This is a genomic window from Polaribacter sp. SA4-10 (assembly GCF_002163835.1).
Lineage (GTDB): Bacteria > Bacteroidota > Bacteroidia > Flavobacteriales > Flavobacteriaceae > Polaribacter.
In genome coordinates this window covers 357692-377529 of record NZ_CP019331.1, presented here as the reverse complement: position 1 = coordinate 377529, position 19838 = coordinate 357692, and the positions used below count along the sequence as shown (strand labels likewise).

Here is a 19838-nt window from a genome sequence, read left to right as displayed (position 1 = left end):
TTGGCTAATATCATTCTTATTTTGGATAACAAATAAAGTGTTTTACAACAGGATTTGTTAAAGCTTGTAAATTTAATTGGTCTGAAGCTTTTGCTATATCCAATAAGTTTCCGTTTTTATTTAAAATATAAATTGGTTTTCCTGAACTATAAGCTTGATTGCTTATTCTTTGAGAAAAAACAAAAAAGGTTGCTTCTTCAGTAGTGATATCAAACTTTTTTGAAACTTTCTTTCTCCTTTTATTGATATAATTTTCTTCAAATTTATCTTGTTGAATTTCTACACGTAGCAATTTTCTATCAACAATCATTTTTGATAAAAGTGATAATATCTTATCCTCATGATTTGTCCATTCTTTTATTGCAGACAACACATCATAATCATCTAATTTAGAGAACATTTCTAATGTTTTACCTGTAAAATTATCTTGTGATATTTCATTATATAAAAAATATTTTAAAGATGAAGTAGCAAACAGTTCTACTCCTTTTTCGGCTAATTCTTTGGCTCTTTTTAAAACATTTACCAACATGTTTTCTGCAACCAAACCCGTTTTATGCAAATACACTTGCCAATACATTAATCTTCTTGCAATTAAGAATTTTTCAACAGAATAAATTCCTTTTTTTTCGATTACTAATTCATCCTCTTTTACATTCATCATAGCAATTAATCTGTCTGATGAAATATTCCCTTCTGTAACTCCTGTATAAAAACTATCGCGTTTTAAATAATCTAATCGATCTATATCTAACTGACTAGAAATAAGTTTGCAAAGAAATTTTCTATGATATTTTCCTTCAAAAATTTCTATAGCTAACTTTAGTTTCCCATCAAATTCATCATTTAATTTCTTCATAAATTTTAAAGAAATTTCTTCATGTGAGATTCCATTTACAATGCTATGTTCTAGTGCATGAGAAAAAGCTCCGTGACCAATATCATGTAATAAAATAGCAATATAAAGCGCATTTTCTTCTTCATTAGAGATTTCTATTTGTTTAAAACGTAAAACTCTAACTGCTTTTTGCATTAAATGCATACAACCAATTGCATGGTGAAAACGTGTGTGATTTGCTCCTGGATATACTAAATTAGAAAACCCCATTTGAGTTATCCTTCTTAAACGCTGAAAATAAGGATGTTCTATGATGTCAAAAATTAACGTATTTGGTATTTGAATAAATCCATAAATAGGATCATTTAAAATCTTTAGTTTATTCGGTTTTGTTTTCTTCAAAAGTGATTTTATTATGCTATCAAATGCAAAATACGACTTAATGCCACAAATTCACAAATTTTTTAATTAGAGTTCTATCATAAACTATTATTTTTAGAATGAGTTTAAGAGTTTTTAATCTAAACTCAAATTGAACATCCTCTTTAAACTATAAATTATAAAATGAAAATCCTTGGTTTTCTAAACACCTAATTTTAGTCCGTTCGTTAAAGATAATTCGTGAATTTGTAGCAAAAGAAAATTGGCAATATTTTATCATTTTAAAACTTCAAAAAACATAACAAAAGGTTAATTTTATCGTTAGAGATAAAAATCAATATAATATATGAGCAGCATACAAATTTTATGGGTTGATGATGAAATTGAATTATTAAAACCACACATTATTTTCTTAGAGCGTAAAAACTATAAAGTAACCACTTGTACAAATGGTGCGGATGCTATAGATTTAGTAGATGAAGAAAATTTTGATATTGTTTTTTTAGATGAAAATATGCCCGGTTTGTCTGGCTTAGATACACTTGCTGAAATTAAACAGAAGCAAGCCAATTTACCTGTGGTAATGATTACCAAAAGTGAAGAGGAATATATTATGGAAGAAGCAATTGGCTCTAAAATTGCAGATTATTTGATTAAACCTGTAAACCCAAGTCAGATTTTGTTGAGTTTAAAGAAAAACTTAGATCATTCTCGTTTGGTTTCTGAAAAAACGACTTCTAGTTACCAACAAGAATTCAGAAAAATCTCTATGGATTTGGCAATGGTAAATTCTTATGAAGATTGGATCGAACTTTATAAAAAATTGGTTCATTGGGAATTAGAATTAGAAAACATTAGCGATCCGGGAATGTTAGGTATTTTAAAAAGTCAGAAACAAGAAGCTAATTCACAGTTTTTTAAGTTTATTAAAAAGAATTACGAAGATTTTTTAACGGCTCATGATAAACCTACATTTTCACATACTTTATTTAAGGATTATGTAGTTCCACAATTAAGTAAAGACCAAGGAGTTTTATGGGTTATTATTGATAATTTACGTTATGATCAATACAGAATTTTAGAACCTTTTATCAACAATTACTACAAAAAAGAAGAGGAATATTCTTATTTTTCAATATTACCTACTGCAACTCAATATGCTAGAAATGCAATATTTTCTGGATTAATGCCTTCTGAAATGGAAAAACGTCATCCAAATTTTTGGAAAAACGATACAGATGAAGGTGGAATGAATTTATATGAAAATGATTTTTTAACGGCTCAAATAAAACGTTTAGGATTAGATATAAAACATGAATATTATAAAATTACGAACTTAAAAAACGGAAAAGAGTTAGCTGATAATTTTAACGGTACAAAACAAAACGATTTAACTGCTGTGGTTTATAATTTTGTTGATATGTTATCGCATTCTAAAACAGAAATGGAAGTGATAAAAGAATTAGCTGGGGATGATAAAGCTTATAGAAGTTTAACATTAAGCTGGTTTAAAAATTCACCTTTGTTTGAAATCATACAAAAAGCACAACAATTAGGTCAGAAATTAATTATTACAACAGATCATGGAACAATTAATTGTAAACATCCAACAAAAGTAATAGGCGATAAAAACATTAGTGCAAACCTGCGTTATAAAACAGGTAGAAGCCTTTCTTATGAAGAGAAAGATGTATATGCTGTTAGAAATCCTAAAGACATATTTTTACCAACTGTTGCAATGAATAGTCCGTTTATATTTGCCAAAGAAGATTTATTTTTTGCGTATCCAAATAACTTCAATCATTTTGTAAAATACTATAAAAACACCTATCAACATGGAGGCGTTTCTCTTGAAGAAATGATTATTCCTTGTGCCGTTTATAGTCCGAAGTAATTATAATAAACATAACTATAGTAATTTATAAAAATAGTAAAGAATTAATTTAAATTCTTTACTATTTTTGTCTTTATGAATAAAAACTATTCTTTAGAAGACTTACACGATATCGCAAAAAAAATCATTAGTTCTGTAGAAAATAAAACATTATTATTTTACGGAGAAATGGGTGTTGGAAAAACAACACTCATAAAAGAAATCTGTAATCAACTAAATGTTTTAGATCGTATCTCCTCTCCTACTTTTTCATTGGTAAACGAATATCAAACTTCAAAAAATGAGAAAGTTTTTCATTTTGATTTTTACAGGATTGCCCATGAAGAAGAAGCTTTAGATATGGGAATTGAAGACTATTTATACGATAATAATTGGTGTTTGATAGAATGGCCAGAAAACATTGAAAATTTACTACCTTTAGATGCTGTTCAGATACATCTATCTACTTTAGAAAACGGAACGCGCAATATTCAACTAAAATAAAACCTATGAGTTCATTTTCTCCTTTTAGCAAAGAAGAGTTATTACCCCAAGCAGAAATGCTAGAAATAAAAAAACGAAAGGGAGAATTATTTATTGGTTTACCTAAAGAAACTTATTTAAGTGAGAAACGTGTTTGCTTAACACCAGATGCTGTTGCAGCTTTAACAGCTCATGGACATCGAATTGTTATAGAAACTGGAGCTGGAGATGGCGCAAATTATACAGATAAAGAATATTCTGAAGCTGGTGCTAAAATTTCTTATAATATTGAAGAAGCTTTTAAGTGTAATATTGTTTTAAAAGTGGCGCCACCAATAGAAAAAGAAATCGAATACTTAAATCCACAAGCAATTTTAATTTCTTCTTTACAATTAAAAACACAATCTAAAAAATATTTTGAATGTTTAGCAAAAAAGAGAATTACAGCTGTTGCTTTCGATTTTATAAAAGATGAACATGACACCTATCCTATTGTAAAATCTTTAAGTGAAATTGCGGGTACTGCTTCTGTATTAATTGCTGGCGAATTAATGAGTGGCGTTAATAAAGGAAATGGATTATTGTTTGGAAACATTGGTGGGGTTCCACCAACAAGCGTTGTAATTTTAGGCGCAGGAACTGTTGGTGAATTTGCTGCAAGAACTGCAATTGGTTTGGGTGCAAGAGTAAAAGTTTTTGATAATTCTATTACAAAACTTAGAAAACTACAACGTTGTTTAAACGCTCCTATTTACACATCTACTATTCAACCAAAATCTTTAGCAAAAGCTTTAATGCGATGCGATGTTGCTATTGGAGCCATTAGAGGTAAAAATAGATCTCCTGTTGTAGCTTCAGAAGAGATGGTAGAAAAAATGAAAGAAGGCGCCATTATTGTTGATGTTAGTATAGATAGAGGTGGTTGTTTTGAAACTTCTAATGTTACAACTCATAATACTCCTACTTTTGTAAAACATGGTGTAATTCATTACTGCGTTCCAAATATTCCTGCTCGTTATGCAAGAACAGCTTCTGTTTCTATCAGTAATATTTTTACTTCTTACTTATTGCATATTGCAGAAGAAGGAGGGTTTGAAAATACAGCAAGGTTTGATAAAAGCCTTAGAAATGGAATGTATTTTTATCACGGAATTTTAACCAACAGAACTGTGGCAGATTGGTTCGACTTACCTTTTAGAGATATTAATTTGTTAATTTTATAGATATATTTTCTATCAAAAAAAGTACCTTTGCTACTCAAAATTTAACAATGCTCGTAAAAAGAATTTTTTATTATTTAGTAGGATTATCTCTAGGTTCTATTGCTGTTTACTTCTTTTGGCAAAAGAAAAATGCTTCTTTTGATTATGGAATGGATGCAAGAACTCTAAAAACAATTAGAATTAAGGAAAGAATTTTTTCTGATGAAGCAAAAAGAGCAATGCTTCAATACGATATTGATACACTAAAAATTTCTACAATTTTGTATAAAGGTGATGTTGATTTTTCAAAAAGTAATCAAAGAATAAAACCTTGTCCTGAATACTATATTACAGGTAATGGAGATTTAAAATCTGTTAGTTTATATGTAAAACGTTGTGATTCTATAGCTACTATAGAGAAAGTAATTGTAGAATAAACCTACCTTTTAATAATAAATGTAATGCTAGTGTAGACAAAAATCTATGCTACTTTTAATGCTTACTATTGATTCCTGCCTTCGTAATAATGACAAATGAAGCTTGACAATTCTGATATTAACGTGAAGTACTATTCCATTTAATATCATTGCAATCATTTTTTCGAATCTTTTTCGCTTTATCAGTTCCCTTTTAGCTCCAGAAATATAATCTGTGTATTCTCTTTGTTTAGTTAAAGAAAAATGATCCAAATTTACTTTAAGATTCTTCTTTTTGTTTTTGATAATAATGTGCTTCAATTTTATCAACATTTTTTATTGTTTTCTTTACCCAATCAAAATACAAAATTTCTTTTTCTTCTTTTGATAAACGCCAATCTAAATCAGAATTTCTAAGTTTTGTAGTTACATCTTGAAGGATAATTGCAGCTGCAACAGAGATATTTAGGCTTTCAGTAAAACCAACCATAGGTATTTTTAAAAAACCATCTGCTTGTTCTTTCACGGTTTCAGACACCCCTTCTGCTTCCACACCAAATACAAATGCAGATTTTTTAGTAACATCAAAATCTTGTAGTAAACAAGAATCGTTATGAGGAGTTGTAGCAATAATTTGATATCCTTTTTTGCGTAAATTATCTAAGCATTCCTTGGTATTATCACCATCTGTTCTATATCTATATTGATTTAACCACTTTTGCGAACCTTTTGCAACATGTCTAGAAACTTTATTTGTATATTTATTTTCTATGGCATGCACATCTTGTACCCCAAAAATATCACAAGTTCTTACCACAGCACTCGCATTATGAGCCTGATAAATATCTTCTAAAACAACTGTAAAATGTCTTGTTCTATCGTCTAAAATTTTTCTAAAAAGGTTTTTTCTTTTATCCGTTAAATAGCCTTCAAAATATTCAAGTAATTTCTCATCAATCATAAAACAAACTTAAAAAATATTATTTTAGCTGAAGATGAAAAAACTTGTAATTTTAACTGGAGCAGGAATTTCTGCAGAAAGCGGCATAAAAACTTTTAGAGATTCTGATGGTTTATGGGAAGGACATGATGTAATGGAAGTAGCTTCTCCTGAAGGATTTGCTGCAAACTCAGAATTAGTTTTGGATTTTTATAATCAAAGAAGAAAGCAGTTATTAGCCGTTTCCCCTAATAAAGGTCATTTCAACTTAGTAGCATTAGAAAAATATTTTGATGTTGAAATTATTACTCAAAATGTAGATGACTTGCACGAAAGAGCTAAAAGCACTAAAATTACTCATTTACATGGAGAACTTTTAAAGGTTAGAAGTTCTGACGATGAAAATATTGTTTTAGATTGGAAAAAAGATTTGAATTTAGGACATTTATGTACAAAAGGAAGCCAATTAAGACCACATGTTGTTTGGTTTGGAGAAATGGTACCAATGTTAGATAAAGCAATAGAAATTACAAGGAAAGCTAATATTCTAGTAATTATAGGTACTTCTATGCAAGTCTATCCTGCAGCTAGTTTAATTAATCATATTAAACCAAATATTCCTATTTATTTTATAGACCCTAAACCATCAGTATCTAAAAATGAATTTAATAATTTAACGATTATTAAGGATGTAGCAAGTACTGGTACAGATAAATTAATAGCGCTATTAAATAGCTAAAAGATCATCATAAGAGTATACTTCTTTTAATGTTTTTCTTTTAGTATTCCTTTTTAACTTACTTTTGAAAGTGTCTTCTGTTTTTTTTAGAATTTCTAATTGATTTTCTAAATCATTAAAATCAGTTAACATATTTGGCTTTATTAAAAGAATAAATTTTAAATCTTTAATACTAAATAAAAACCTAGCTCCAGCCTTTACTGCCGCATTTGTACCATTATCTTTCTTTATATCTAAAATAGATATATCTGTATTAATTTCACTTTTAACAGCCTCTAAGACTTCTAAAGTATTGTCTTTACTTCCGTTATTTACAAGACAAATCTTAACATCATCCTGAATAAATAAATTTATAAATTGATCTTGGTCAATTTTATTTTCATCGTTTGAAAACACTATTATTATTCCTTTTTTCATCTTTAATTAAATTAAAAATTAGGTAATAATAATAAAGTCCCCACTTTATTAAATATCTTTATTTTTTTCTTCTATAATGCCAAGCAATTTGTCCTAACTGACCAACAATTTTAACAGAATCTTTCATAGATAGTTTAGAACCATCTGCATGAATCCATCTTTTTAAAGGTTGCTCACATAGAATTTCTTTTGCTTTTTTTAAGCCAAAATGATGCGTTATTCTTCTAAATATTTCAACATCAAAAATCCATTGCGTTATAAATTTGTCTCCAAAAGAGATTTCAATTACATCTTTATGAAAGATTTTAGCTCCACATTGTGTGTCATTAAAATCCATTTTTAAAATCTTTCTAATAATAAAATTAATGGTTAGACTTATTATTTTTCTAGCAGATTCTTTTGTAATATCTGCGCCCATTCTACTAATTCTAGAACCACTTACTATTTTAAATTCTGATTTTTCTATCGTTTTTACTAAATCATCAAAATCTGCTAAATCTGTAGATAAATCTGCATCTAAAAAACCAATGTAATCTAAATCTTCTTTTTGAGCCATAAACAACATTCCTTGTCTAACAGCTTCTGCTTTACCTCCATTTTTTTCACAATCATAAACAGTAATAAATTCCTCTCTACCCTTTCTTAAGTCATTTAAGACTTGTAAGGTATTATCTTTACTTCCATCGTTTACAAAACATAAATGGTAACCAGAATTTTTCTTAATATAATCTGTAAACTCTGCACTAGACAGCCTTTTCTCTTCATCATAACAAGGAATTACAACTCCAACACATCTTTGTTGAATAATAACATTATTTTTCTTTAAATCTTTATTTGAATTTTCTGGAACACCTATTAACTTCTTTACTCTTGCACAAACCTCTGTTAAACTTAAAGGCTTTTTCATATAATCATTTACCCCTAAATCAAAACTTTCAGTAATAATTTCATCATCAGTATTTCCTGATAAAATCATGATTGGGGTCTCTAACTTTTTAGTTTCTCTAATATGTTTTACAACTTCAATACCAGAAACTTCTGGCATATTTAAATCTACAATTACCAAATCTGGTTGAAAAGAATCAAATAACTCTATTCCTTTTAAAGCATTTACTCCTGTTAAGACTTCATAACCTAATTCTTTTAACCTACTCTCTAAAGGTATTAAAACTAATCTTTGATCATCTATGGCTAATACTTTCATATATAAATTTTAAAAATCTAAATATACATCAAAAGTAGTTTTGTTTATTTAAAAAAAATAACATTATTTCATTAAATACATTTTTATATAGATGAACGGTAATTTTCCAAAGTCAAATAAAGTTTTAACCATCATTTAAAAGATTTATATTTACCCTATTGAAAAAGACCTAATTATTAAAATGAAAGAAACCTCCAATAAATATCTAATTACCGCATTACTTTTAGGGGTTATATTTCATGGAACTACTATTTTTTTTACTTTAGAAACAACTTATGATGCATTAATACATTTATTTTTTGCAGATCATTATGCGAATAGTTGGTTTGAACCTTGGAATTATAAGTGGTACACAGGTTTTACCGTACAAAGTTATCCTCCTTTAGTACATCAATCTATTGCAGCACTGTCTTTGATTGGTGGTTTAAAATTTGGAATGTTTACAGTTGCCTTAATTGCAATTATACTGTTTATTACAGGTGCTTATCGGTATTCATTATTAATAACATCTAACAGAACTGTTGCTGGTTATGCTGCAATTTTAGCTGTTTTTTCTTCTTCTTTTGTAGAAACACTTCATATTTTTGGTCAGTTACCTAGTATTATTGGTGTTTCTATCTTAATGCATTCTTTGCCTGAAATTTATTTATGGCTTAAAACAGGTAAGTTTAAATTCTTTTTTACATCTCTTTCTTTAATAGCTGTTACAGTTACGTCTCATCATGTTACTCCTATTTTTGGAATGTTATTTTTTATTTTCCCATTAATTGGTACTGTAATTATGGATGTTGCTAGAGAAAAAGTAGACTCCTACAAAGAAGTCACCTTTTCATTATTTATAAAAACATTTGTTAAACAGTTAAAACGAAACTTAGCTTTTGGTTTTTCTTCATTATTCCTTATCATATTTTGCATTTTTCCTTATTGGATGAATTCGAAATTAAATCCAATTACACAAGTTCCAATTCCTCATGGATCTAGAGATGATTTTTTAGATGTAACTTCTTCAGGCTTAGTTTTTTTTACAATTCCTTGGGGACTTCTTTTGTTTATTCTACCCTATATTTTTTATAGATATTTTAGTAAAAGATATTTATTTTTTGGTCTCTCTTTTACAATGTTAGTTATTTTAGGAACTGGTGGCACAACACCGATACCTAGAATGATTTTAGGTGAAACTGCCTTTAATATATTAACCTTAGATAGATTTACGCTTTGGGGTTCTATCATGTCGATTCCTATATTTGGTGAATTTATGTACCGATTTGTAGAGGGAGATTTAAAGACTTTAATTCAAGAAAAATTTGGTGCAGTTTACCATCGTTTATTAGGTGGCCTTTTGGCCACATTATATATTTCTATGGTAATATTTACAATGAGTTTAGGGCATTTTAGACCCTCTCAACCTCAAAAAATAAAAATGCTTCCTATTGTTAATTTTTTGAGTCAAGATTCTCATGACCAATGGAGATATTTAACATTAGGTTTTGGTGATCAAATGGCTTGGTTAGCAGCACAAACTAATGCAATGAGTGTAGATGGTAATTACCACTCTGCAAGACGTTTACCAGAATTAACTACAAGACCTATAGAGCGTTTAGAGAACTCAAAATTTAAAGGAGTTGCAGGTATTGGTTCTTTACAGCAATTTCTAACAACACCAGAAAAGTATAATTTAAAGTATATTTTTTCTAATGATAAATTTTATGATCCCGTTTTATTTTTCTGTGGATGGCAACGTTTATCTCAATTAGAAAATGGTATTATGGTTTGGGAAAAATTAAACGTCCCTCCTCTTTCTTCTATTTTACCTAAAGAAGATGTACCTCTTTGGGTAAAAATTATATGGGGAACAATTCCGTTTTTAACCGTACTAATTGCTTTTATTTTAAATATACAATCCTTATTTGTTCATAGTTTAAAAACAAAAGTAAAAGTAAAACCTGCCTATTTTAAATTTCAAAATGATTACAGTAAATTTCCTAGACCTGTTTTAAGGGCATTTCATATATGGGCAGTGCTATTAATTATAACTATTGGGTATGCTTGTTATCTATTTTATATTAAGAATGAAACACAAAGATCACCAGAAAACGTAGTGAAAGCATATTATGATGCCGTCGATTTTAAAGAATTAAATAAGAGTTACAGTTATATAGATCCTAAAAGTGATGTTTCTCGTGCTCAATATTTATTAGAAATATCGGTTACAGATGGTTTATTGAGTTCGTATGCAAAGTTAGATGCTATTACTACAGAAATACTAAAAAAAACCGACAGTTTAGCTACTTTAAAAGTAGAAACTAAATGGATTACTCCACTTGAAAAGTTATCAAAAACAGAATTTAAAACTACTGTTCAAAGAAATGGAAAATGGTATTTAAAGCCTACAAGAAAATCGATAGATTTACCACCAGATCAATTATACTCTAAGAACTCTATAGGTTATTTTAACCAAGGTAGAAGAAGAATTACAACAGAACAAACACATCATGAAGATGTTTTAAAGCAACCTGTTTTAGAAATTGTTTCTGCTAAATTAATAAAATTTAATAAACGATATTCTATTATTGGAGAAGTACAAAATATAGATAATGTGCCTGCAGACGTCGTTTTAAAAGGAACACTTTACAATGATGATAATAAAGAGTTAGCAACTTATAATGCAAAACACATTTTAAAACATAAGTTAATGCCTAAAGAAATTAGTGCTTTTAGAATTAATTTTGAAGGCATTGCATGGTCTAAAACAAAAGATTCTATTCCTAAAACATTTAATCCAGATGAATTTACTCCTGTAGAATTGAGTGAGCAACCCACAAAGTTTAATTTACAGGCAGCAGGAAACACCACTAATTCAGATTTATTTAAAGACATTGTTTTAAGTGAAATTAATATAGCACCTAATAATGTAAGTGGAACCCTATTTAATAGTGGAATTCATGAAATAACTGTACCACAATTGATTATTACTTTTTACAACGAAGACAAAGATATGATTTGGGTAGACAAGTTATTTTTAAAAGAAGGAATTAGACAAGAACGAAAATTACGTTTTAAGTATGCAATACCTTTAAATCCATCAATAAAAATTGTTAATGATGATATGGCCTTCTGTTTTGTAAATGGTTTACCAAATAAAGATATTGCATTTAAAATAATACCAGATAGAATAAAAAACCATACAAATAATAAGTTACAAAAAGTGAATCATCCACTATTTAGTTATATTAGAATAGAATTAAATAGTTATATCGGTAATCCAAAATAATGAAGTTAAAACAATACTTTTTTCTGCTTTTTTTTCAACTAGTAATTGTTTCTTTTCTCGCTCAAGAAACTTCTACCAGTTCTTCTATTTCTTTACTTTCTGCACAAAACGAATTTGTTGTAGGTGATAAAATTACACTCGAATTTAAAGTGAAAAAAGAAACTTATTTTCAATTATATTGTTCTAATAGTTATGGTTCTACTGTTGTAAACCCTAAAGTTATAGATAAAAAAATGCGCTTTGAAATTCCTAGTTTTTTATCAAAAAAAAGAGGAACATTATCTTGGAAAATTATAAATGCTCCTGATGAAATTTCTGGGAATATTTTCATTCTTTCTCAACAACAACCAAAAACAATAGAAACTTATTTAGGGCCACCAAGTATGGATGCTGGTGGGTTAGATTACACAATGCTAGTGGTAATACCAACAGATAGTTTAGACAATCCTATTAGAGATAATAGTAAAGTTGCAGTGAAACATCAGTTTTTAAAATCAGAGAAATCAGCAACTATTTTAACAGATAAATTAATTGGATACAAAAAAATTTTTTCGCCTAAAAAAAGTGGCAGAATGATTATATCATCAGAATCATTTGGTTTAAATTCTAAAGAATTTGATGTAAATATTATGCCAGCAATTGGTACAAATTTTGAAATTTTTATACATAGAAATCATGAATATGCAGATGGAAATCAAATTACAACCTTTTTTACATCAACCATAACAGACAGAAATAAAAATATTGTTAGCGATGGTAGTTATATTGAATTTTACATTACCAATAAAAAAGGAGGAATTTTAAAAACTGCTGGAATTACTTTAAATGGTGTTGCACATTCAAAAATTGTGCATCCAGATTTTGAAGAAACATGGAAAGTAAAAGCTTACTTTATTGGTATTTCAGAAAGTAATACAATAACAGTTAACTACAAAAAAGTAATTGAAGAGTATCGTGTTTCTTTTAGTGAGCAAAATCGCAGCATAAAAATTGGACCTTTAAAAAGTTTTATGGAACAAATTATTCCTGATGGATTATCTATAAAACTATCTATTTACCAAAACGATGTACTAATTAAAGAGCTTTATAAAGAATCTGAAAATGGTTTTTCAACCTTTTATTTAGACCCAAATATTTTTGAAAATAATTTGTACAAAATTATTATTGAAACAGCAGGAATTAAGAAAGAATTTAAAAGTTTAAAACTATGGTAAAAACGAATAGAAAAATTCTTAGAGGTATTTTAATGGGTACTTACCTTTTTATAATTGGTATTCTTTTATTCTTAGTAAGTTCTTTGTACGGTTTTTTAAATACAGGTGCAGATAGAAGTAAAATGTTGCACACAGAAGTTAAAAAAGTAGAGCAATATTTACCGAAAATTTCTTGGAAGAATGATGGAAATGAAGGGAGAAATATAAGTCAGCAAAAAATAAATGCTGTTGAAAACGATTATTTAGATGCTTGGTACGTAAAACAAGTTGCCTACAAAACAAATACAAGAGCTGGTATAAAAGATTATTTTACTAAAAATGCAAGAAAAAATATTTACAATATATTAGATTTTAACAAATCTAATAAGATTTCGGTAGAATCTACTACCCTACAGCATAACTTAGATATTGAGTTTTTTAGTGAAGACGGACAATTAATAATCTTAAAAGACACAAATGTTTTAGAGTATAAAAAAGTATTTAAAGACACTAAATTAATTTTAGAAGCTACAGAAGTTTCAACCTATAGATTTGTTTTATTGCTAGAAGATGGTTTTTGGCGAATTAGACATATGGTAAAAGAGGCTTCAGAAAAATATAAAGAAACACCTCAAAAAACAACAATTGCTACTACTGATATAAAAGGTATAAACTATTATCCACAGGCAACACCTTGGAATATGTATGGTGATGAATTTGATATTCATATTATTGAAACCGATTTTAAAATTATTAAAGAAGCTAATTTAAATTCAATTAGAATCTTTGTGCCTTATGAAGATTTTGGAAAAGCTAATGTAAAATTTGATAAGATAGAAAAACTACAGAAAGTTTTAGATGCAGCAAAAGAAGAGGAGTTAAAAGTTGTTATCACTTTATTCGATTTTTACGGTAATTATGATGTTTTAGATTGGACATTAAACCATAGACATGCAGAAATAATTGTTGAAAAATTTAAAGATCATGAAGCTATTTTAGCTTGGGATGTTAAAAATGAACCTAACTTAGATTTTGATTCTAGAGGAAAAGAAAATGTAACTGCTTGGTTAGATTTTATGATTATTTTAATAAAATCTATAGATAAAAAACACCCTGTAACTATTGGTTGGTCTAACACAAGAAGTGCTACTATTTTACAAGATAAGGTAGATGTAGTTTCTTTTCATTATTATGATAAACTTGCTGATTTTGATGTAGAATATCACAAATTAAAAAATAAAATTAAAAATAACAAACCTATCATTTTACAAGAATTTGGATTGTCTTCTTATGGTGGTTTATGGAGACCTTTTGTTGGCTCTGAAGAAAAACAAGCCAACTATTATAAAGAAATACAAAAAATCCTGACAAAAGATGCTATCCCCTTTATTTCATGGACTTTGTATGATTTTGATAAAGTGCCAAAAGAAGTCTTAGGAAGACTTCCTTGGCGAACAAATCCTCAAAAAAAATTCGGATTTATTTCTAATACGGGTAAGAAAAAATTATCTTATAAATATATTTCTAAGTAATACATTCTTTAATTAATTATTTATTTTTAGCTATAATCTTATCAAATTCGTCTAAATAAATACCGGTAATTCTTTCCATAGGAAAAGCAGTTGCAGCTTTATAATTGGCTTCACCTAATTGAATTCTATACGTGTCATTAGTAACAATTGCTTTAATTGCATTTGCTAAACTAGTTACACTTTCTGGCTCAAAAAACTCACCTCTATAACCTTCATCTTCAATTAAAGTTGCTAAATCACCTAAATTTGGCATTACTACTGCTCTACCATAACTTCCTGCTTGGTGTAAAACTCCAGAACTTCCTGTTGTAGAAGTATAAGGAAAAACAACCACAGCACTTTCAGTAAACAATGGCGCTACTTCTACTTCTTCTACATAACCTGTAAAAGTAAGTTGTGGTACATTTTTATAGGTTTCTTTAGCATTTGCTAAATAACCTGGTACATTTGGGTTGTCTGTTCCTGCAATTACAATTTCTAAATCTAAACCCGTTTCTTTTCTTACAATTTCTACAGCTTCAATCATAGACTCCACTTTTTTGTAAGTTCCAAATTTCCCAAAAGTCATCACTTTTAAAGGTCCTTCTGGTAATTTTTGTGATGGATTTTCTGGTATTTCAAAAGTTCCATGAGGAATCATTTTAACATTATCAACTTTATATTTATTCTCTAAAGTTGTAACATATTTATCCATAGTTACAGCAACTAAATCTGCCTTTAAAATTAGCTTTGTTAATGATGTTCCTATCAAATTGTACACTTTTTGGGCCAATTTATTAGATGTAAAACCAGCACTATCTAAGTCTACTTGTTCTAAAATATTATGTAATAAAACAATTGTTGGAATCCCTTTCATTTTACAAATTAAAGGCAAGGTTAAACCTAGTGCAGCAACCACTTTTTTATCTCCAAACTTCATAAACTGTAAGTTAAACAGAATGGCATCTGGTTTTGTTTGATTAACGGCTTTTATAACGCCTCTAGTATTTGAGTAGCTATTAAACTTCCAACATTCTTTTACCGTAATTTTACATCCATTTTCAGTGAAATTAATATCTTTTCCTTCTGGAGTTTCATCCGTTAACAAAATTAATTCTGTTACTTTTTTACTTTGTCTAAAGCTTTTTACTAAATGATATGCATACTCATTTAAAGTAACTTTACTTGGTGGATATGCTGTTACAATTGCTAATTTCATACTGTTTTATTTATAATATAAATTTGGTGTTATTTTTTTTAATTTTAGTTTACTTCTTTTAAATTCTTAAAAAAGAAGAAACTTAATTGCACAAATAACAATAAAAACATTGCTATAATTTGAACATGAACAACTTGTTCTAAAGAGTCATGAAATAGAATAATTAGTCCTATTTGTAGCATTCCAAAAATACCAGATAATACAACTGGAATATATTTATCTAAAGACAAATAATAATATGCAAATATGTTTGAGATGGCAAATATTCCTGTAGCTAAGGCATATTTCCATAATAATGGAGTAATCGCTAAATAGCTGTCACCAAATAAAACTTTAATAATTTGAATTGGAAAAAAATAACAGCCCAAAATGATTGTGGTAGCTATTATGGCAATATAACTTACATATTTTAATAAAATTGGTAATGTAGGTTTTCCATCTTTTTTTAGTTGAACAACTGTTGGTAATAAAAGCATTACAAACATCCAAGCTATAAAATAAACAACTCTACCAATTAATGCTAAAGATGCATATAAACCCGCTTCGTAAGATTCAAAATAATGTTTTACCAAAAGGATATCACTATTATTAATAATAATCTGAGTGAACTCATAAAATGCAGTAATAATGAAAAAATTACGAACGAGTTTAGACTCAGAAACATCTAATTTAATATTCTTTAAAAGAGAGAACTTATGAAATTTAAAAGGGAATAGACCAATTATAAATGAGCATAAAATTCCTATTGCAATTAATAATGAGGATTCTACATCTAGAAAATATAATAAACCAAAGGTGATTAGTAAACGACTAATCATTTCTAATTGATACGTAATAGACAAAGATGTTAACTGTTTATTACCTTGAAAAACACCTCTATTTACACTCATTAAAAAGTAAAAAGGAATACCAACCCCAAAAATAACAAACATATTAGAAGTTGTTGTTTTAAAGAAAACTTGTAATTGTGAAGAAAATAAAACAACTACTATTCCTAAAATCACTCCAACAATAGAAGCATTTTTATAAACTCTAGAAATAAAGGTTTTAAAAATAGTGTCTTCAAAAATTACTGAAAACTTTGCTGTTACTAATTGAAAAGTCATTGCTACAAAAGAGAGTACTAATAAAAAAGTAACCATAATAGCAGCGTCTGCAAATTTTTCTGGCCCTAAAAATCTACCTAAAATTAAATTGTATAAATAATTTCCTCCATTAACAATTAAAACACTTAACATGAATATTTGTTCTGGAGAAATTTTATTTTTAAAAGGTAAAGAAATTGCCATTATAATCTATTCTGTTTGGTCGTTAATTAAGCTACTTTGGTTTTATTAAAATAATCCTAAATTTCTTTACATTCTTAGCCAAATATAGAAAATATTTTTTCTTTTAAAATTGCAATTTGTATAAAATTTTCATTGCTGCCAAACTTTCTCTATCAATCTCAATCACATTAACAATATTTACAATTCTATTTTTTTTCTTTATTAAATTACATTTAAAATAAGAACTAAGCGATTTTAACGTTGAAGTATTTAATTTTCCATTTAAATAAAATGTTCCGTTACTTTCTAAGATTTTTAAAGACATTTTGTTATATATTTATGGTTAATATCATTACAAATATCCAATCACAAAAGATAACTCTTTTAATTTTTCGATGAAAAACAATTTACATTAGATAAATGATCAAACGCTATTGCTTAAGTAGCAATTAATAAAAAAAAATATTATGAAATTGAAGTATCTTGTATATATATCATTCCTTTTTTCTACATTTTGTGTGCTTTCACAAGATATGAAAGAAGGCTTTACGTATTTAGAAACTGGTAAATACAAACAAGCAGAAACCTTTTTTAAAGAAATTTTAAAAACATACCCAACAAATAAAACAGCAAGACTTTGTTACGGAAGAGCTATTGGTTTAAATGGTAAGGCAAAAAAAGCGGTAACTCTTTTTACAAATCTTCTAAAAGATTTTCCGTCCGATTTTGAAGTTAAATTAAATTACGCAGAGTCCATGCTTTGGGATAAAAATTATCCTGATGCAAAAGTCTATTATCAAACACTACTAAAAGAGAACGATAAAAGTTTTGCTGCACTATTAGGGTATGCAAATACGTTGTCTAATTTAAAAGAGTTTGAAGATGCTTTAATTACTGTAGATAAGGCGTTGGTTGTTTTACCAGGGAATCCAAATGCATTGGTTTCTAAAAAATATATGAGATTAGGTTTGGCGAGTACAAAAGTAACCGATCAAAAATATGATGAAGCTGAAACAATTTTAAAAGAAAATTTCACCTCTTTTAAAGAGGATAAAGAAACATTATTAAACCTTGCAAATTTGTATTTAATTTCTAAACAGATAGATAAAGCATTAAAAACATATGATGTAATAGGAAAAATACCTGGAAATAAAATAAGTTCATTAATAGGAATCTCTTTAGTGCATCATTTAAATGCTGATGATAAAACGGCTTTAGAGTACAGTAAAAAAGCCTTAGAAAGTGTTCATAAAGAGACTCCTAAAGCTATAAATGATCAAGCTATAGAAAGATATGTTCAAGCTTTAATTTGGAATAAAAAGTATTCTTTAGCAGATGCAGAAATTAATAAATTATTTGATACTCGTAAAGAACTTGAAAATTGGATGCTTTCTTTAAGAGCAACGCTGAATGTTTATAAAAGCGACTTTAAAAAAAGTTTGAAGGATTACAACTTAATCTTAGAAAAAGACAGTGCTTCTTTTGATGGTAATCTTGGAAAAGCAAATGTTTTAAAAGCTTCTGGTTATATTAATGAAGCTTATAAAAGTGCTGAAAACACTTTAGTTTTTTATAAGAAACAAAAAGATGCAACGAACTTTATAAAACAATTAGATTTAAGTTTTACTCCTTTTGTAGAAACAAAATTTTCTCACTCTTTTGATAACGGAAACAATGAAGCAGATGCATACGATGTAAAAACAGAAATTCCTTTTTCAACTAAATTTAAACTTTTAGCTACTTATAATTATAGAACAACATCTAATAGTACTACTGGTTTAAAGGCTACAACAAATAACTTATTACTAGGTGCTTCTTATCAATTAAAAAATAATTTAACCCTAAAAGGAAGTTTTGGAGTTACGTCTTCTGATTCTGATGAAAGTAAATACAGTCAACTCTTAACAGACATTTCTCTTAACATAAAACCATTTAAACTTCAGAATTTAGAGTTAGGTTATAAAAGAGATATTCAAAATTTTAACGCTGCATTATTAGATGAACAAATTGTACAAAACAACCTTATTCTAAATTACAGCCTAAATACTAACTTTAATTTAGGTTGGTTTACGCAGTATTATTATACATGGCAAAGTGATGAAAATGCAAGGAATTTGTTGTTTACTTCTTTGTATTATAACATCTTAGCAAAACCGTCAATAAAAGGTGGTATTAATTATCAAAATTTATCTTTTAAACTACAGGTACCAAATACTTATTTTAGTCCTAGTAAATTTAACGCTGTAGAAATATTTATTAATCTTATAAAACCTGTAGCTGCTGCTAAAAATAAAGAATGGTTTTATGGATTAACAGCTGCTACAGGTTTGCAATATATAGAAGATGATGATGGTTTAAGTACTTATAGAGTTCAAGCTAATTTAGGATATAAGTTTTCTGAAAGAGCGCTCATAAATTTATACGGACTTCAAAGTAACATTGCTTCTGCAGTTGCCAATGCAGGTTCAAATGGTTTTACATATACAGAATTTGGCTTCCGATTTAAATGGTATTTTTTAAGTAAACCTTTATATAAAAAATAAAAGGCAAAAGAATTAACTTTTGCCTTCTACTTTCTTTTTAAGGGACTTAGGGATTAGGGGGACTAATTAATGATAAAGGTTCCAGAATACAATTTGTTTTTATCGTCTTTTAAAATGTATTTATAAATACCACTTTTTAATTACGGAGCATTGTATTGAATTTTTGTAATTTCTATATTATTTACTTCTCTCTACTATAACATCTTAGCAAATCCCTCTATAAAAGGTACTATTAATTATCAAAACCTTTCTTTTAAACTACTAGTAACAAGTACTTATTTTAGTCCTAGTCAATTTAATGCTGTAAAAGTATTTGTTACTCTAATAAAAATGAATCTGC

The 19838-nt window shown here is 27.9% G+C and carries 17 protein-coding genes; 9 read left to right on the top strand and 8 right to left on the bottom strand.

Going from position 1 to position 19838, the window contains the following annotated elements:
• Nucleotides 1-16: 16 nt before the first annotated feature.
• Nucleotides 17-1240, bottom strand: coding sequence for an HD domain-containing protein (locus BTO04_RS01670; RefSeq protein WP_198342092.1), 1224 nt, complete (start codon nt 1238-1240; stop codon nt 17-19).
• 325 nt (nt 1241-1565) lie between these two features.
• Here BTO04_RS01670 and BTO04_RS01665 point away from each other — a divergent pair, with 325 nt between their 5' ends.
• From BTO04_RS01665 to BTO04_RS01650, 4 genes are all read left to right on the top strand, one after another.
• Entirely contained in the window at nt 1566-3113 is a 1548-nt protein-coding gene (locus BTO04_RS01665) for a bifunctional response regulator/alkaline phosphatase family protein (protein WP_087562839.1), read from the top strand.
• Between the two features lie 75 nt (nt 3114-3188).
• Nucleotides 3189-3596: a tRNA (adenosine(37)-N6)-threonylcarbamoyltransferase complex ATPase subunit type 1 TsaE gene (gene tsaE, locus BTO04_RS01660; RefSeq protein WP_087562838.1), complete on the top strand. Its 408-nt coding sequence runs from the start codon at nt 3189-3191 to the stop codon at nt 3594-3596.
• A 5-nt stretch (nt 3597-3601) separates the two neighbouring features.
• Entirely contained in the window at nt 3602-4798 is a 1197-nt protein-coding gene (locus BTO04_RS01655) for an alanine dehydrogenase (RefSeq protein WP_087562837.1), read from the top strand.
• Between the two features lie 47 nt (nt 4799-4845).
• Nucleotides 4846-5214, top strand: coding sequence for a DUF4258 domain-containing protein (locus BTO04_RS01650; protein ID WP_087562836.1), 369 nt, complete (start codon nt 4846-4848; stop codon nt 5212-5214).
• A gap of 27 nt (nt 5215-5241) precedes the next feature.
• Here the strand turns inward: BTO04_RS01650 and BTO04_RS01645 are convergent, their stop codons facing one another.
• On the bottom strand, nt 5242-5526 hold the full coding sequence (locus tag BTO04_RS01645; RefSeq protein WP_087562835.1) for a YdeI/OmpD-associated family protein: 285 nt from the start codon (nt 5524-5526) through the stop codon (nt 5242-5244).
• Nucleotides 5474-6154 carry an RNA methyltransferase gene (locus BTO04_RS01640; RefSeq protein ID WP_087562834.1) on the bottom strand — a complete coding sequence of 227 codons (681 nt, stop codon included), beginning with the start codon at nt 6152-6154 and terminating at the stop codon, nt 5474-5476. The genes BTO04_RS01645 and BTO04_RS01640 overlap by 53 nt, the downstream gene beginning before the upstream one ends.
• 34 nt (nt 6155-6188) lie before the next feature.
• Between BTO04_RS01640 and BTO04_RS01635 the strand changes: the two genes are divergently transcribed.
• Entirely contained in the window at nt 6189-6872 is a 684-nt protein-coding gene (locus tag BTO04_RS01635) for an NAD-dependent deacylase (protein ID WP_087562833.1), read from the top strand.
• On the opposite strand, the gene BTO04_RS01630 is transcribed toward BTO04_RS01635, so the two are convergent.
• Both BTO04_RS01630 and BTO04_RS01625 read right to left on the bottom strand, forming a co-directional pair.
• On the bottom strand, nt 6861-7289 hold the full coding sequence (locus BTO04_RS01630) for a glycosyltransferase (RefSeq protein ID WP_087562832.1): 429 nt from the start codon (nt 7287-7289) through the stop codon (nt 6861-6863). The two genes, BTO04_RS01635 and BTO04_RS01630, sit on opposite strands and share 12 nt — an antisense overlap.
• Nucleotides 7290-7347: 58 nt before the next feature.
• The gene (locus BTO04_RS01625) at nt 7348-8493 is read right to left on the bottom strand and encodes a response regulator (RefSeq protein WP_087562831.1); all 1146 of its coding nucleotides are present in this window, start codon (nt 8491-8493) and stop codon (nt 7348-7350) included.
• 181 nt (nt 8494-8674) lie between these two features.
• Here BTO04_RS01625 and BTO04_RS01620 point away from each other — a divergent pair, with 181 nt between their 5' ends.
• Genes BTO04_RS01620 through BTO04_RS01610 form a run of 3 tightly spaced genes read left to right on the top strand, consistent with a single transcriptional unit; the run spans nt 8675 to nt 14489 of the window.
• Nucleotides 8675-11764 carry a hypothetical protein gene (locus BTO04_RS01620; protein WP_087562830.1) on the top strand — a complete coding sequence of 1030 codons (3090 nt, stop codon included), beginning with the start codon at nt 8675-8677 and terminating at the stop codon, nt 11762-11764.
• Entirely contained in the window at nt 11764-12978 is a 1215-nt protein-coding gene (locus BTO04_RS01615) for a hypothetical protein (protein WP_087562829.1), read from the top strand. The genes BTO04_RS01620 and BTO04_RS01615 overlap by 1 nt, the downstream gene beginning before the upstream one ends.
• Nucleotides 12972-14489 (top strand): glycoside hydrolase family 2 TIM barrel-domain containing protein, encoded by a 1518-nt coding sequence (locus tag BTO04_RS01610; RefSeq protein ID WP_087562828.1) that lies wholly within the window; start codon nt 12972-12974, stop codon nt 14487-14489. Before BTO04_RS01615 ends, BTO04_RS01610 begins: the two co-directional genes overlap by 7 nt.
• 16 nt (nt 14490-14505) lie before the next feature.
• Here BTO04_RS01610 and BTO04_RS01605 read toward each other — a convergent pair whose 3' ends face one another.
• From BTO04_RS01605 to BTO04_RS01595, 3 genes are all read right to left on the bottom strand, one after another.
• The gene (locus BTO04_RS01605) at nt 14506-15687 is read right to left on the bottom strand and encodes a glycosyltransferase (RefSeq protein ID WP_087562827.1); all 1182 of its coding nucleotides are present in this window, start codon (nt 15685-15687) and stop codon (nt 14506-14508) included.
• 44 nt (nt 15688-15731) lie between these two features.
• A complete protein-coding gene (locus BTO04_RS01600) occupies nt 15732-16976 on the bottom strand; it encodes an oligosaccharide flippase family protein (RefSeq protein WP_087562826.1) in 1245 nt (414 codons plus the stop codon).
• A 103-nt stretch (nt 16977-17079) separates the two neighbouring features.
• Nucleotides 17080-17280 carry a hypothetical protein gene (locus tag BTO04_RS01595; protein ID WP_087562825.1) on the bottom strand — a complete coding sequence of 67 codons (201 nt, stop codon included), beginning with the start codon at nt 17278-17280 and terminating at the stop codon, nt 17080-17082.
• 142 nt (nt 17281-17422) lie between these two features.
• On the opposite strand from BTO04_RS01595, the gene BTO04_RS01590 reads away from it, so the two are divergent.
• The gene (locus BTO04_RS01590) at nt 17423-19498 is read left to right on the top strand and encodes a lipopolysaccharide assembly protein LapB (protein WP_087562824.1); all 2076 of its coding nucleotides are present in this window, start codon (nt 17423-17425) and stop codon (nt 19496-19498) included.
• Nucleotides 19499-19838 lie beyond the last annotated feature (340 nt).

Bases quoted from the DNA above. Each gene is read 5' to 3' on its own strand.
- BTO04_RS01630 (WP_087562832.1), bottom strand. From the start codon at position 7,289: ATGAAAAAAGGAATAATAATAGTGTTTTCAAACGATGAAAATAAAATT.
- BTO04_RS01600 (WP_087562826.1), bottom strand. From the start codon at position 16,976: ATGGCAATTTCTTTACCTTTTAAAAATAAAATTTCTCCAGAACAAATA.
- BTO04_RS01615 (WP_087562829.1), top strand. From the start codon at position 11,764: ATGAAGTTAAAACAATACTTTTTTCTGCTTTTTTTTCAACTAGTAATT.
- BTO04_RS01635 (WP_087562833.1), top strand. From the start codon at position 6,189: ATGAAAAAACTTGTAATTTTAACTGGAGCAGGAATTTCTGCAGAAAGC.
- BTO04_RS01595 (WP_087562825.1), bottom strand. From the start codon at position 17,280: ATGTCTTTAAAAATCTTAGAAAGTAACGGAACATTTTATTTAAATGGA.
- tsaE (WP_087562838.1), top strand. From the start codon at position 3,189: ATGAATAAAAACTATTCTTTAGAAGACTTACACGATATCGCAAAAAAA.
- BTO04_RS01625 (WP_087562831.1), bottom strand. From the start codon at position 8,493: ATGAAAGTATTAGCCATAGATGATCAAAGATTAGTTTTAATACCTTTA.
- BTO04_RS01645 (WP_087562835.1), bottom strand. From the start codon at position 5,526: ATGTTGATAAAATTGAAGCACATTATTATCAAAAACAAAAAGAAGAAT.
- BTO04_RS01650 (WP_087562836.1), top strand. From the start codon at position 4,846: ATGCTCGTAAAAAGAATTTTTTATTATTTAGTAGGATTATCTCTAGGT.
- BTO04_RS01610 (WP_087562828.1), top strand. From the start codon at position 12,972: ATGGTAAAAACGAATAGAAAAATTCTTAGAGGTATTTTAATGGGTACT.
- BTO04_RS01655 (WP_087562837.1), top strand. From the start codon at position 3,602: ATGAGTTCATTTTCTCCTTTTAGCAAAGAAGAGTTATTACCCCAAGCA.
- BTO04_RS01640 (WP_087562834.1), bottom strand. From the start codon at position 6,154: ATGATTGATGAGAAATTACTTGAATATTTTGAAGGCTATTTAACGGAT.
- BTO04_RS01620 (WP_087562830.1), top strand. From the start codon at position 8,675: ATGAAAGAAACCTCCAATAAATATCTAATTACCGCATTACTTTTAGGG.
- BTO04_RS01665 (WP_087562839.1), top strand. From the start codon at position 1,566: ATGAGCAGCATACAAATTTTATGGGTTGATGATGAAATTGAATTATTA.
- BTO04_RS01605 (WP_087562827.1), bottom strand. From the start codon at position 15,687: ATGAAATTAGCAATTGTAACAGCATATCCACCAAGTAAAGTTACTTTA.
- BTO04_RS01590 (WP_087562824.1), top strand. From the start codon at position 17,423: ATGAAATTGAAGTATCTTGTATATATATCATTCCTTTTTTCTACATTT.